Source organism: Proteus sp. PR00208 (assembly GCF_016238545.1).
Taxonomy (GTDB): Bacteria; Pseudomonadota; Gammaproteobacteria; order Enterobacterales; family Enterobacteriaceae; genus Proteus.
Genome location: NZ_JAEHQE010000002.1, coordinates 241661 through 255307, shown reverse-complemented (window position 1 = coordinate 255307; position 13647 = coordinate 241661). Strand labels below are relative to the sequence as shown.

14 protein-coding genes are annotated in these 13647 nt (G+C 35.4%); 6 read left to right on the top strand and 8 right to left on the bottom strand.

The window, feature by feature from the left end; genetic code table 11:
• Together JEP36_RS03515 and JEP36_RS03510 are read right to left on the bottom strand one after the other, a co-directional pair.
• On the bottom strand, positions 1 to 994 hold a 994-nt coding region (locus JEP36_RS03515; RefSeq protein ID WP_198629874.1), incomplete at its 3' end, for a filamentous hemagglutinin N-terminal domain-containing protein.
• Positions 995 to 1027: 33 nt separating this feature from the next.
• Positions 1028 to 2713: a ShlB/FhaC/HecB family hemolysin secretion/activation protein gene (locus JEP36_RS03510; RefSeq protein ID WP_198629873.1), complete on the bottom strand. Its 1686-nt coding sequence runs from the start codon at positions 2711 to 2713 to the stop codon at positions 1028 to 1030.
• Between the two features lie 831 nt (positions 2714 to 3544).
• On the opposite strand from JEP36_RS03510, the gene tnaC reads away from it, so the two are divergent.
• The 4 genes from tnaC (at position 3545) to mutT (ending at position 6988) form a co-directional block, all read left to right on the top strand.
• On the top strand, positions 3545 to 3649 hold the full coding sequence (tnaC, locus tag JEP36_RS17915) for a tryptophanase leader peptide (protein WP_071788547.1): 105 nt from the start codon (positions 3545 to 3547) through the stop codon (positions 3647 to 3649).
• Positions 3650 to 3763: 114 nt separating this feature from the next.
• Entirely contained in the window at positions 3764 to 5167 is a 1404-nt protein-coding gene (locus tag JEP36_RS03500; RefSeq protein ID WP_075670808.1) for a tryptophanase, read from the top strand.
• 71 nt (positions 5168 to 5238) lie between these two features.
• Positions 5239 to 6489 (top strand): aromatic amino acid transporter, encoded by a 1251-nt coding sequence (locus JEP36_RS03495; RefSeq protein WP_196533390.1) that lies wholly within the window; start codon positions 5239 to 5241, stop codon positions 6487 to 6489.
• Between the two features lie 106 nt (positions 6490 to 6595).
• On the top strand, positions 6596 to 6988 hold the full coding sequence (gene mutT / locus JEP36_RS03490; protein ID WP_109371122.1) for an 8-oxo-dGTP diphosphatase MutT: 393 nt from the start codon (positions 6596 to 6598) through the stop codon (positions 6986 to 6988).
• Positions 6989 to 7074: 86 nt separating this feature from the next.
• Here the strand turns inward: mutT and yacG are convergent, their stop codons facing one another.
• From yacG to ppdD, 6 genes are all read right to left on the bottom strand, one after another.
• Entirely contained in the window at positions 7075 to 7287 is a 213-nt protein-coding gene (gene yacG / locus JEP36_RS03485; RefSeq protein ID WP_088494938.1) for a DNA gyrase inhibitor YacG, read from the bottom strand.
• 54 nt (positions 7288 to 7341) lie between these two features.
• Positions 7342 to 8094 carry a cell division protein ZapD gene (zapD, locus tag JEP36_RS03480; protein WP_196533392.1) on the bottom strand — a complete coding sequence of 251 codons (753 nt, stop codon included), beginning with the start codon at positions 8092 to 8094 and terminating at the stop codon, positions 7342 to 7344.
• Positions 8087 to 8710 (bottom strand): dephospho-CoA kinase, encoded by a 624-nt coding sequence (gene coaE / locus JEP36_RS03475; RefSeq protein ID WP_198629872.1) that lies wholly within the window; start codon positions 8708 to 8710, stop codon positions 8087 to 8089. Before coaE ends, zapD begins: the two co-directional genes overlap by 8 nt.
• A 234-nt stretch (positions 8711 to 8944) precedes the next feature.
• Positions 8945 to 10144: a type II secretion system F family protein gene (locus JEP36_RS03470; RefSeq protein ID WP_198625853.1), complete on the bottom strand. Its 1200-nt coding sequence runs from the start codon at positions 10142 to 10144 to the stop codon at positions 8945 to 8947.
• Positions 10141 to 11241: an ATPase, T2SS/T4P/T4SS family gene (locus tag JEP36_RS03465; protein WP_198620819.1), complete on the bottom strand. Its 1101-nt coding sequence runs from the start codon at positions 11239 to 11241 to the stop codon at positions 10141 to 10143. The genes JEP36_RS03470 and JEP36_RS03465 overlap by 4 nt, the downstream gene beginning before the upstream one ends.
• A 100-nt stretch (positions 11242 to 11341) precedes the next feature.
• On the bottom strand, positions 11342 to 11785 hold the full coding sequence (gene ppdD, locus JEP36_RS03460; protein WP_198620818.1) for a prepilin peptidase-dependent pilin: 444 nt from the start codon (positions 11783 to 11785) through the stop codon (positions 11342 to 11344).
• Between the two features lie 211 nt (positions 11786 to 11996).
• Here ppdD and ampD point away from each other — a divergent pair, with 211 nt between their 5' ends.
• On the top strand, positions 11997 to 12539 hold the full coding sequence (gene ampD, locus JEP36_RS03455) for a 1,6-anhydro-N-acetylmuramyl-L-alanine amidase AmpD (RefSeq protein WP_198620817.1): 543 nt from the start codon (positions 11997 to 11999) through the stop codon (positions 12537 to 12539).
• Between the two features lie 325 nt (positions 12540 to 12864).
• Complete coding sequence (gene pdhR, locus JEP36_RS03450) at positions 12865 to 13635, top strand: pyruvate dehydrogenase complex transcriptional repressor PdhR (RefSeq protein ID WP_109371481.1); 771 nt, start codon at positions 12865 to 12867, stop codon at positions 13633 to 13635.
• Positions 13636 to 13647: the final 12 nt, after the last annotated feature.

Sequence of the window (13647 nt, the reverse complement as noted above, 5' to 3'; positions counted from 1 at the left end):
CAGCGACTAAAGTGATGTTTTTACCTTTTAACTCTGTTTTTGTCAGAGTCTGGCTTGAACCACTGTTATTAACCGCGATACCACCACGGTAATTTTGATAGTTTTCACTACCATCTTTGTCGTAACTGTCATAACGAACTTGGCTATCCGTTTGAATATTGTCTGCTCTGACACTTAATTCGTTATCAGCAACAAATTTACCTGTTAATTTAACACCACTTCCTTCTGCGGTATTAATGATGCGGATACGACCAGATTGCATACTTCCAAAGAAATAGCTATCTAAGGCAGAAGCGGGTTTTTGTGATGAAAGAATATCAAAACGTTGAGAGAAGGTATTTTGACCCGTTAATGCAGAAATCTCTGCTGCTGTTATTTTACCTCGGCTATCAATGCGAGGTGCAATTAAATCTAAAAGGCCGGGCGCATATAATCCGTTTTTACCAATAGAAAGTAAATTTGTATTATTAAGCGTGCTATAACCTTTTAACTCACCGTTTTCAAACAGTGGGTTACCTACAACTAAAGAAGATCGGCTGGTATTGATAAAACCACAACCATCACAGGTGATACCATTTGGATTAGAAAGTACATATTCCGCAGCGATACCAAAAACTTCTTGCTGGCCTAATAAGAACGAAGGATTACGACTAACAACTTCATTTAAAATTAAAGAAGCGGCTTGTCCATTTAAGTTACTGTTGGCATTTAGCTGTCCAGCAAGCTGTGATTGTCCTGCCTCTAAAGAGTTGTTAAAAACAGCTCCTGGTTTACCTACATTAAAATCTTGATATTGGTTATGAGAGATACCTTCGTTATTTGGTGTAACGATATTAATGACTTGAGTGCCACCATTAACTGATGAAACATTCGGTCCTTGATTGCCCGCATCAGGAACAATACCGCCAGCATATGCATTTAGTGATACGAAAATAATCGCTAAAGATGCAGCAAGCCTACCCGAAGGAGAGAGCTTGAAGTTTTTTGATTTCATAGAGTTTTCTCCGTTTATTGCTATGAGTGTGAATCAAAATAAGTATGAAAATCTAACTAACACTTGAGTAGGGTCTTTGGTTTTATTGGAATTCGTTTGGTTGTAAAGCAAATGCCCCTTGGCAACTTCAATATCGAACTGTGCTTTTTGATATTGGAGGTTTAAGCCCGAACTTAGCCCATAGCCACTACGCCATCCTTCATAGTTACCATGTTGTTGAACACGACCAGCATCAAGACCAATTCGAGGGGTGATTGAAAATGTGTTTATCCGATAAGGATAAGAAAGCGTATTGCGCAAATAGCCGCCGTTATCGCCAGAAAGTGTGCTTTGATCAAAGCCACGGATTGCGTTTTTATCCGTTAAACTAAGCCATTCCACACCCGGTAAGGTGTCGGGGCTATATTGACCAAAGAAGGCGCTATTGAATAAAAATGTAGAATTCGATATAGAAAAACGATGTTGCCAATTGGCAAAAAGCTTAACTTTTGTAAAGCGATAGTCATTACTATTGCCATTAGCAATACGAGGTGACTCATCTGCACCAAACCAACCAATGGCTTTCTCAGCACTTAAATTAACGCTGATAACACCACTTGGAACAATGTGTAAATGGTTGATGCCTAGCTCTACCGTTGTAAGTGCAGGGCTACTTAGATCAAGGCGGATTTGGCTGAAATAGTTACGTATTCGTTTATGTGTTACCTGTATATTTAAGGTATCAATCTGTTTTTGACTACGATAAAAAGCGTAATCGCCCCTTAAACCAACTTGTGTGGTATCACCAGATAAACGTACGGTACGTGTTTGTAATGCTTGATGAAATTCATACTCGGAATAGCTACCAAAAGTACTGAATGTCAATGCACCATAAGGTAAAGAATAGAGTAGGGTGTAAGCACGATTAAAACGTGTATTGGGATTATCAGTGGTAATGCTGGCATTTAAGCTAACAAAATCAGATAACCCTAATGGGCTGTCTAAGCTTGCATTCGTTCTAACTAACCAGCGCCCTGAGTTTTTTTGCCCATAATTATCACTTGAAATATTTAGGTGCCACGGTGCTTGTCGCTGATTGGTGAGCTGAATAATAGAGCCACCTAATTGCGTACCAGGCAATATATCTAGTTTAACTTTATTCGATTGTAAGCGATTTGCTTGATCGAGCCCTTGATCCAATTTTGAAAGTTTAAGAGGCTCTCCTTCAATATGAGGGAAAAGTAATGCGGTATTAACGCCTCTATCGCCACCTTCTATTTTTTCAATAAAACCTTCAATAACATACAACCCAAGTTGTTGCTCTTGATTCGGACGTAAAAATTGGACTCTGGCTGTGATATAACCATGTTGAAGATAGCGTTGGGTTAACTCTTTAATTAAACGGTTAACGTCAGCACTTTTTATACATTGCTCTGGTAATGATGTTAAGGAATCAAGATCTTTTTCATTAAGTAAAGTAATTCCTTGAACATAAACCCCATTAATAGGCAAACAATGTTCTGATTCAGTAATAAGTGTGGGGGTAGGTGAAACCTCTAATACATTTTCTTGAAGTTGTTGATAGCGATTTTGTTCAATAAGTTGATTTATTTCACGTTGGCTATCTTGTAATGCGCGCCGCGATTCTCCCATCGAGCCTAAATAACCGGCGTCATTTGCTGTTAATCCACTGGTTGAAAAACCACTTAATAGTGTTAATAAAATAACTTTTTTTCTCATTTTACCTCAATATAAAGGTATTAATTCAAATATAAATAATATTGCTTAAATATAGAAAGATAATAATTAATGTTTTTATATTATCGTTAATTTTAGAATAATAAATACCGGCTACTCTCAATATGAAAAGAAATTAAAAATCGACGAAATAAAGATAAATTTTTATTTCTTTCGCTATTAAATAGCGACATAACTAAAATGATTGATATCTCAAATAGCATTACTTAAACAAATGATTCATTTAAATGGTGTCTAGTGTATTGATTTTCATGGTTATAATCTTTCATGTTATTTTTTCTTCTTGCCTAAACTACCATCGATTCAGCTATGTTAATTACAATTTTTTCATTTTTTATAAAGAGAAAACAAATAATGAGAGGAGATTCGAAGATATAAAAAAAGCAGAATGCTAATTAGCTTTTCATTTGTTGTTTGGAAGTTTATTAATGTTTTATTCTGGAATAAATATTTCATGAATTATTATTTCATTTTAATGAATAAAATGATTAGCAAGAAAGTAAAAAGATTAGGATTTTATTGTTAAATCATTAATCATGATAAAAAGTATGGTTATTTAAATGCAACTTTCATTCTGTGAAAATGCAATGTAAATACATGTATTACCACTTAATATTATCAATAAAAATTTAAGTTATAAAAAATAGTTTATTAAATAATAAAGTAAGTGATAGTGATCACGTTAATGTATCATTAATTATAAATAGTGTGATTTTTATCCAAAATATACTATTGTTGTATTACTAATTGTGTTTAACTGTTATATAAATTAGCGTGTAAATTGTACTATTTCCTGACGATAAGGGTTAAAGTATGTTCTCATCATTTAATGTTTTGATAATATTAAGAGGTTTCTTCAGATTGAAGAAATGGTTTAATATTGATTCTGAACTCGCCTTCTTCTTCCCTGAAAAATAATCCTTTTTTATATCTATTCAAAATAATTTAATACTCTTTTCCGTTTAATTTAAATGGGAAGGCTATTTTATTTATTTTTAATTTTATTATTTAATTTATATTAAAGGTATTATCATGGCTAAAAGAATCGTAGAACCATTCCGTATTAAAATGGTAGAGAAAATCCGTGTTCCTTCAAGAGAAGAACGTGAAGCTGCATTAAAAGAAGCAGGATATAACCCATTCTTATTACCAAGTCATGCTGTCTATATTGATTTATTAACTGACTCTGGTACTAACGCAATGAGTGATCACCAGTGGGCAGCAATGATAACAGGTGATGAAGCTTATGCAGGCTCAAGAAACTATTATGATTTAAAAGATAAAGCCAAAGAGTTGTTTAACTACGATTATATTATTCCTGCTCACCAAGGACGTGGTGCTGAAAATATTCTTTTTCCAGTATTATTAAAATATAAACAAAAAGATGGAAAAGCGAAAAATCCTGTATTTATTTCTAACTTCCATTTTGACACGACAGCAGCGCACGTTGAATTAAATGGCTGTAAAGCAATTAATATTGTGACTGAAAAAGCCTTTGATTCAGAAACCTATGATGATTGGAAAGGCAATTTTGATATTGCTAAATTAAAAGAAAATATTGCTAAACATGGTGCTGATAACGTTGTTGCCATTGTTTCAACAGTGACCTGTAATAGTGCTGGTGGTCAGCCTGTTTCAATGGATAATTTAAGAGAAGTTTACGAAATTGCAAAACAACACGGTATTTTTGTTGTTATGGACTCAGCGCGTTATTGTGAAAATGCGTATTTCATTAAACAGCGTGATCCTAAATATAAAAATGCGACCATCAAAGAAGTTATTTTAGATATGTATAAATATGCTGACGCATTAACAATGTCAGCGAAGAAAGATCCTCTGTTAAATATCGGTGGTTTAGTCTCAATTCGTGATAATGAAGAAGTATTCACATTAGCAAGACAGCGCTGTGTACCAATGGAAGGCTTTGTGACTTATGGTGGTTTAGCGGGTCGTGATATGGCAGCAATGGTACAAGGTTTAGAGGAAGGTACTGAAGAAGAGTATCTACACTATCGTATTGGTCAGGTTCAATATCTGGGTGATCGTCTACGTGAAGCGGGTATTCCAATTCAATATCCTACTGGCGGACATGCTGTTTTCGTTGACTGTAAAAAACTAGTACCGCATATCCCAGGTGATCAATTCCCAGCTCAAGCTGTGATTAACGCACTTTACTTAGAATCTGGTGTTCGTGCTGTTGAAATTGGTTCGTTCTTATTGGGGCGTGATCCTGCAACGGGAGAACAAAAACACGCAGATATGGAATTTATGCGTTTAACCATTGCGCGTCGTGTCTATACCAACGACCATATGGATTATATTGCTGACGCACTTATCGGTTTAAAAGAGAAGTTTAAAACGCTTAAAGGTCTTGAGTTCGAATATGAACCACCTGTATTAAGACACTTTACTGCTAGATTAAAACCTATCAAATAAATAATACTCCACAATAATAATGGCTCTCGTGCAATGCGAGAGCCCTATCCTTATTTCAGTAAGGACTAAAAATGGAAAATAAGTCGGTAAATAAAGAACCCTCAATTATTGTAGGGGGATTTGTGTTGGGCGGCGCCATGATCGGTGCGGGAATGTTTAGCCTACCAACAATAATGTCTGGTGCTTGGTTTATTAATTCACTCTTTATATTATTTATTGTCTGTTTCTTTATGTTTCATTCGGGAATTTATATTCTTGAATGTATATCGAAATATGGCGCAGGAACAAACTACTTTCATATATCGAAAGAGTTATTACCTAAATGGGCGTGTTATCTCGCGAATGCCTCCTTGATATTTGTATTGTATATATTAATTTATGCTTATATCTCTGCCGCGGGTTCAATCATTTATGAAGCTTCATCATTATATGGCTTTAGTCTAAACCTTAGAGTGATATTTTTTGTATTTACCATAGTACTCGGAGCAACAATATGGTGGGGAGGCGCTTGTGCCAGCCGTTTAACCTCAATATTTTTATTTATTAAGATTGTTCTATTCGTATTAGCATTCTCGGGCTTATTCTTCAAAGCGAGAGGCGATTTATTATTTACTGCTACCTTTGAAGGCAAAAGTCAATTATATCTTTATCCTTTTATTTTTATCATCATTCCTTATGCTATAACCTCTTTTGGTTATCATGGTAATGTTTGTAGCCTTTATAAGCTTTATCATGAAAATGAAAGAAAGGTCGTGAAAAGCTGTATTATTGGTTGTGTGTTAGCACTGGTGATTTATTTGCTCTGGATGATTGGTACTATGGGGAATTTACCTCGTGAGCAATTTATTACTATTATCCAAAAGGGCGGTAACTTAGATGCCTTTATTGATTCGTTATACACTGTATTAAATAGTAAATATATTGAAGGCTTTTTATTATGGTTTTCTATTAGTGCCGTATTCTGTTCATTTTTAGGGGTTGCGATTGGTTTATTCGACTATATTTTGGCATCACTAAAATTTGAAGATAACAAAACAGGGCGCTTAAAATCTGGCGTTTTATGCTTCACTCCGCCTTTACTATTATGTTTACTTTTCCCTAATGGTTTCTTAATTGCAATTGCTTATGCAGGAACCGCGGCATGTGTATGGGCAATTATTTGTCCTGCGGTTATGGCGCTAAAAGCACGCGAGAAATTCCCAAACTCAGGCTTTAAAGTGTGGGGCGGCAAAGGATTAATTTATGCCGTTATCGCTTTTGGTGCAGTGGGAATTATTTGCCAAACATTAGCACAGTTCGGTTTATTACCTATATATCGCTAATCAACCAAGATAATCAGGGAAAGAAAACCAGAGTAGCGCTATTGGATATACGTTATAATAACGTTAAGTTGTTATAATAACTGGACTATTCAATAGGTTGTCTATAATGGATAAAAAAAAGCTACATATTGCAGCGGGTATTATTTGTGATCAACACAATAATGTCTTTATCACCCAACGTCCTCTAAAATCGCATATGGGGGGATTTTGGGAATTTCCGGGGGGAAAATTAGAAGATAAAGAAACCCCAGAGCAGGCGCTAGTCCGTGAGTTGCAAGAAGAAATCGGTATTGATGTAACACAATGCTCCCTTTTTGAAACGGTAGAGCATGATTTTCCAGATAGACACATTACGTTATCCTTTTTCTTAGTCACACAATGGGATAATGAGCCCTATGGTAAAGAGGGGCAAAAATTCAAGTGGATATCTATTGGATCGTTAAATGCTGATGATTTTCCGCCTGCTAACCGCACTATTGTGGCGTTATTGCAGAAGTAAGTAAAAGTAGAATCGTGTTAAATAAGCGTTTATAAATAAAATAGCCACTCGATTGAGTGGCTATTTTTATGTTATTAATCAGAGTATTAAAAGTCTTTAGGCTCTTGTTGCGGAGCCTCGCTCCAATCATCACTGTCATTAATATCACTTTGGCTGGGAATGCGTTTTGATTCATCCGCCCATTCGCCTAAATCAATAAGTTGGCAACGTTTACTACAAAAAGGACGATAAGGGCTGCTTTCATTCCAAACAACTTCTGTTTGACAGGTTGGGCATTTTACAATTAATTCTTCGCTCATTATCTCTCCTAGATTTCGTTGGTGCGATTTATGCTCATATCAATAAGCATAATGTTAGCAACAAGCAATCTCAAAAGGTAGCTCTAGAGGTACTGTTCCATTTTCACTATCAAGTGGTAAAAAGCGGATCGCATAGCGATTTTTATGCCCAGAGACTTGAGGATAGATTTGGTGATCAATGGCTATCTTAAGACGTAGCAATTCACCTTCTTCAGCGCTGTCTTGATAAAAACCACGGTGACTGAGCGCGGGCTTAAATGTATCTGATTGGCGAATAAGCATGAGCAAACTATTTAATGCATTTTGTAATGGCAATAAACCCGTCAACCAGCTTTGTAATCTTTCATCACGGGTTGCTTGAGGTAAGCTTAACCACAAATGTAATGCTGGCACATCAAAGTTACAGCATCCGCCAGGAATACTTAGGCGCTGTTTAACTAAACTGATGACTTTATCTTGTTTTAAATGCTGACCAATGCGAGGTGCTTGACTTAATACGGCAGCATTTTCAGCTAATTCATCAATAATTTGAGTGACAATCGCTTTATCAACATTAGGAAATGAAAGCCATTGCTGTAATTTTTTTTGTCTTTTTTCTAATTCTTTAAGTAATTCAGCGCGGATTTCGCCACGATCAAGCACTTCAATAAATTCTGATATCGCACGGAAAAACGAGAGTGCCGTGGGTAATGAATCAATTGCACTAAAACTGTTAATCTGAATCAATGAGTTTTCAATTCTAAGCCATGAACGCATTTTTTCATTGAGGGGATGTTCGAAGATGATTGTTGTGATGTCATCACTCATGGCAATTGTCCTGTAACGCTTGTTGAGCTAATTCTAAGTAATGCTGATGGAGTTGCTTAACTTTTCCAATCATATTTTGGCTATTATCGTGATTTTCAATAATATCATCAGCGACGGCTAATCGTTCCTGTCTTTGAGCTTGAGCTTTTAAAATATTGAGAACTTGCTCTCGACTTACGCCATCTCGTTTCATGGTTCTTTCTATTTGCTCTTCCTGTGTAACATCAACAACAAGAACGCGAGAGGCGAGATGCGTTAATTTATTTTCCATTAATAATGGAACAACCCAAATAAAGTAGGGCGCTGTAATTTGCTGTATCTGTTTTTGAGTCTCTTGCTGTATCAATGGGTGAAGAAGATTGTTAACCCAAGTTTTTTCTTCATTATTTTCAAAAATAATCTGGCGCAGCTGTGCTCGGTTTAACGAGCCATCGGGTAGCAAAATGCAGCCACCAAAATGCTGATGCAATGCATTTAGTCCTAAGGAGTTAGGCTCTACCACTAATCGAGCAATAATATCAGCATCAACAAGAGGTACACCTAATGAGGCAAAAGCATTAGCAACGGTAGTTTTACCACTGCCTATTCCGCCTGTAAGAGCAACCGTATAAGCCATTTGTGTTTATCTGTTTTTAATGAATTAAAATTTACTATTAGTCCAAGTATTCTAAAGCCTAATTTTGTTTTTATCACAAGATAATAACTGCAATATTTGGGTTTTATTCGGTTATTATGATAGATGATTTTCTGCTACCCTGACACCCTACCTCATAATATGTAATAGAATTACCATCAATCAATAAGTTAGTGCAATATAGAGTAACAGCATGTTACTCATAAAACTTGTGATTCACTGTATAGTATCACCTAACTGTAATATAGGAAGATACATAGCAATGATTAATGTGCCAATAATCAATGCAATGACCGTCATCAGCATTGGTTCTAACCAAGCACTAATTGTCTTTAATTGCTCATCGAGTTGATGATAAAACCAATCACTCAATTGCTGGCAAAAATAGAGCAACTGCCCTGAGCTTTCTGCACAAATAATAAACTGATAACAAATAGGTGTAAAAAGAGGCTCATTCTTCATAAATAAGCTCAACGATTTACCTTGCATAATGTGATCACTCATTTGAGAAAGGATTCGCTTATAAATAGGGTGTGTAAGTTGTTCTGTTCCTATTTTTAAGCTTTGTAATAAAGGTAATCCTGCTTGTTGTGTAATACTGATTATCTGAAAAATAAGATGTTGCTGCTGATATTTTAAAAGTTTACCTAAATAGGGAAGATGAAGAAAGAGAGCTTGTTCAGCAAAATAAAAGGGTGATAAAGAGTAACGAATCAAACGATAAATAAATATTAACCCGATAAAGATAAACACTATCATGCAGATATAATCAGTAAGCCATTGTGAAAAATCAATAAGGGCGAGTGTTAAAAGAGGAAGTTCTGTATTAAAAGCGCTGTATAAAGATTGATATTCAGGTAAAACATAGAGCAACATAATACTGGTAATAAAAACTAATACAGTCAGTAAAAAAATAGGATATTTAAAAGCTTTTTTGATTCTTTTTACAATCTCTCGGTGTTTTTTTAACTGTATTATTTGCAGAGTAATCACTTCATCTAACTTCCCACTTTCTTCACCAATAAAAACAAAACGACTTAGTGAGGTTGGAAAATAAAGTGGATAGCGATTTAATTGTTTAGAAAGTGAGCCTCCTTGCATTAAGTTAAAAATAATATCTTCTAATACACATTGCCAATGTGAGTAACGACATTCATTTTTTAATAGTGTTAATGCAGGAAGAAGTGCTAAACCAGAACGAAGTAATAAAGCTAATTGTTCGAATAATTGAATTCGATATTGTTTATCAGCATCTTGAAATAAAACGATTTTATATAAACGGATTTTTATGGGAACTTTTTGTTGTTGAGTTAAGTTAATAAATGCTTCGTTATTAGAGGAGGCAAGTATTTTTCCAGTGCACCATTCTCCTTGATAATTTAATGCATCATAGCGATAAATTAGCTGTAATCTCATTCAATATCTCCTAGCGTTTGATAAACCTCCTCAAGTGTTGTTATGCCTTGTTTAATTAATGAAAAACCTGAATAGAGTAGATGATAAAGGGATGAGTGTGTTTGTTTTGATGGTTCAAAGCATTCATAGATAGCCGTTCTTCCGCTATAGCCTGAACAGCATTGCTGGCAACCAACAGCTTGCCAATTTGGTAATTCGACCTCTTCTTTATTTATACTAATATGCTGTTTATTGGATAAGCATATTTTACAGTGAGGGCACAAACAACGAACTAATCGTTGTGAAATAATTAAACTAACACAGGAATGAATAAGATCTTTTTCAATCCCTAAGTTATATAGACGCATTAATGTGGATGAAGCCGAATTAGTATGTAAGGTTGATAATACAAGGTGCCCTGTTTGCGCTGATTTTATTGCCATTTCAGCAGTCGATTGGTCACGTATCTCACCTACCATTATAATGTCAGGATCTTGGCGTAGTAATGCTCGTAATATTGTCGTAAATGAGATCCCTGATTTTTCAGAAATTTGAATTTGATTAATACCTTTTAGAGGTAATTCAATCGGATCTTCAACACTATTTATATTTAGGTTCTCTTTATTTAAATAGTGTAAACAACTATACAAAGTGAGTGTTTTCCCGCTTCCCGTTGGCCCTGTGACTAAAATCATTCCTTGCGGTAAATTTAAATATTTCTTTAATAGCGTTAAATGCGAGGGTTGAAAACCTAGATGATTTAATTCTGGTTGTTGTAAATTATTTATAAGTCGTAAAACAACTTTTTCACCATACAGCGTGGGGAGTGTCGCTATTCGTATAGAATAGTTTTTTTCATTATAAGACCAACTAAATTGCCCATCTTGAGGTAACCGCTTTTCTGCAATATTTAAGTTAGCAAGTACCTTTAATCGAGTGACTATTCCTTCAGAGAATTCATCTGGAGGAGATGATAATAGATATAAGTGATTATCTATTCTGGCTCGAATTCTTACACTGGTTTGTTGAGGCTCTATATGTAAATCAGAGACGCGTTTTAAAATACTTTCACGTAATAGATGCTCAATAAATTCTGTTGCAGAGTGTGTGATATCCATTCTTCACCTCTTTATACTTTTTGATTTATCTGTGCTGTCTTCAATGTTTAATGTGCGTAATAGGAACACTCAATATGAGTGCTCCTTTATATCTAAGGCACTAATATGATTTTAAAATCTCACTACACTGTTTTTGCAACGTAAGATTTGCTGTTGAACATTGTGTTTTCCATATCGGAAGAAGATCGTTAATTCCTTTCTCTGGCGACATTGTGATCGTCAGACCATCAAGCTGTGATTTTCCGATTGCACTAATCACACCGTTTAACACATTAATATCGGACAAATATCGACTACGGAATTGTTGCGGTATAAAGGTTGAATCAGAATTACAGTGTTGAGGCTCGTTTTCATAGCGACATAATTCTATTGCAGAACGATAGGGAGACAGTGTTTGCAATACATCGGTTAATGCGGCTTTTTGGATATAACCTTGATAAGCCGGAATAGCAACAGAGCTTAAAATCGAGATGATAGCAATTACAATCATAAGCTCCATAAGGGTAAAACCATTTTCATTAGAGTGATAATTAAGTACATTCATCTAGCGTCCTCCTTGAGTAATAGACACTAGAAGTATGAAAAAAAAGGACTTTATTGGCGAATAGATAAAATAAAGTTTGAGTAAAATATCGAAAAGAAAAAGGAGATATACATATTTAGCCTTTATTATTGAGGGAAAGTTCGCATTTATTGATGAGTATGCGTTAATAACATTATTGATAATGGCTAAAACAAAATAAAAGAGGGTTGATGTGGAAATTAAACAAGGTTGGCTAATCGATGCTAGACAAGTTCCTTCACCTAATCATGATAAGAGACCCGAAGGTGAGCAGCCTTCTTTATTAATTGTTCATAATATCAGTTTGCCTCCTGGCCAATTTGGTGGACCTTATATTGACCAGCTTTTCACCAATACATTATCAGAGCAAGACCATCCTTTTTTTAGTGAGATTGTTAGCTTAAGAGTATCGGCTCATTGCCTTATTCGTCGTGATGGAGAAATTGTGCAATATGTGCCTTTTACTGAGAGAGCGTGGCATGCTGGTGTTTCTTTATATAAAGGCAGAGAAAAATGTAATGATTTCTCTATTGGTATTGAGCTTGAAGGTACTGATGAATGCGATTTTACCCAGCAGCAATATCAACAATTAGTGAAGATAACTCAATCGCTTATTGCTCTTTATCCTGCTATTGAAGAAAACATTACTGGGCATAGTGATGTTGCACCAAATAGAAAAACTGATCCAGGACCTCACTTTGATTGGGCTTATTACCGCAGTTTGTTAACAAAATAACCACCTAAATCGAATTTAAAATTATAAATTATGAATTTAAATTCAAAATAATATTGCTGTCACGCTTCAGTTTGATTGTTTATGTGTTTAAAAAACGTTAAAAAATTTATTTTTAGCGTTTCTGTGTAATGCGATCTAGTTATCAATTTTGATGAATTTTTAAAATAATTTGTTAAAATTTGCAGGTTTTTATGATTTCGCTCAACAACTGTATGGACAGTTAGTGAATACTTTGTTACTTTATTATCCGTTATATTAAATTGGTATTACCAATTGACAACTCAATCACTAAGGTAATAGTTATCCAATAATGGCTTCCAGCAATATGGCTTATACAAAAATCCGCCAACCTAAGCTTTCTGATGTTATTGAGCAACAGCTTGAACATCTGATTTTAGAAGGTACTCTGCGTCCGGGAGAGAAACTCTTACCTGAGCGTGAACTGGCAAAACAATTTGATGTATCTCGGCCTTCATTGCGTGAAGCAATCCAAAAGTTAGAAGCTAAAGGGTTTTTACTCCGTCGCCAAGGCGGTGGTACTTTTGTTCAGCATAATCTCTGGCAAAGTTTTAGTGATCCTTTAGCTCAACTGCTTAGCGGGCATCCCGAATCTCAATTTGATCTTTTAGAAACTCGTCATGCACTTGAAGGTATTGCTGCATATTACGCTGCATTACGTGGTACTGATGAAGATCTTGAACGTATCAAAGCTAGCCATGATTGCATTTTGAAAGCCCATGAAGAGGGTGATTTAATCGCTGAGTCTGAAGCTGTATTGCAATATCAATTAATTGTCACGGAAGCTGCTCATAATGTCGTTTTATTGCATCTATTACGATGCATGGTGCCAATGCTTGAGCAAAATATCCGCCAGAATTTTGAGTTTCTTTACACTCGTAAAGAGATGTTAACAGCAGTAAGTGAGCATCGTAGTCAGATTTATCAGGCTATTATTAATAGAGAGCCAGAAGCTGCGCGTGAAGCATCACATCGCCATTTGGCCTTTATTGAAGATGTTTTGTTGGATATGAGTCGTGAACATACTCGCCGTGAGCGCTCTTTGCGCCGGCTACAACAACATCCGGATTTATTTTAGTAGCACAGATCC

Excerpts from the sequence above, each read along its gene's own strand:
- JEP36_RS03510 (WP_198629873.1), bottom strand. The coding sequence starts at position 2,713 with ATGAGAAAAAAAGTTATTTTATTAACACTATTAAGTGGTTTTTCAACC.
- tnaC (WP_071788547.1), top strand. The coding sequence starts at position 3,545 with ATGTTCTCATCATTTAATGTTTTGATAATATTAAGAGGTTTCTTCAGA.
- JEP36_RS03500 (WP_075670808.1), top strand. The coding sequence starts at position 3,764 with ATGGCTAAAAGAATCGTAGAACCATTCCGTATTAAAATGGTAGAGAAA.
- JEP36_RS03495 (WP_196533390.1), top strand. The coding sequence starts at position 5,239 with ATGGAAAATAAGTCGGTAAATAAAGAACCCTCAATTATTGTAGGGGGA.
- mutT (WP_109371122.1), top strand. The coding sequence starts at position 6,596 with ATGGATAAAAAAAAGCTACATATTGCAGCGGGTATTATTTGTGATCAA.
- yacG (WP_088494938.1), bottom strand. The coding sequence starts at position 7,287 with ATGAGCGAAGAATTAATTGTAAAATGCCCAACCTGTCAAACAGAAGTT.
- zapD (WP_196533392.1), bottom strand. The coding sequence starts at position 8,094 with ATGAGTGATGACATCACAACAATCATCTTCGAACATCCCCTCAATGAA.
- coaE (WP_198629872.1), bottom strand. The coding sequence starts at position 8,710 with ATGGCTTATACGGTTGCTCTTACAGGCGGAATAGGCAGTGGTAAAACT.
- JEP36_RS03470 (WP_198625853.1), bottom strand. The coding sequence starts at position 10,144 with ATGAGATTACAGCTAATTTATCGCTATGATGCATTAAATTATCAAGGA.
- JEP36_RS03465 (WP_198620819.1), bottom strand. The coding sequence starts at position 11,241 with ATGGATATCACACACTCTGCAACAGAATTTATTGAGCATCTATTACGT.
- ppdD (WP_198620818.1), bottom strand. The coding sequence starts at position 11,785 with ATGAATGTACTTAATTATCACTCTAATGAAAATGGTTTTACCCTTATG.
- pdhR (WP_109371481.1), top strand. The coding sequence starts at position 12,865 with ATGGCTTATACAAAAATCCGCCAACCTAAGCTTTCTGATGTTATTGAG.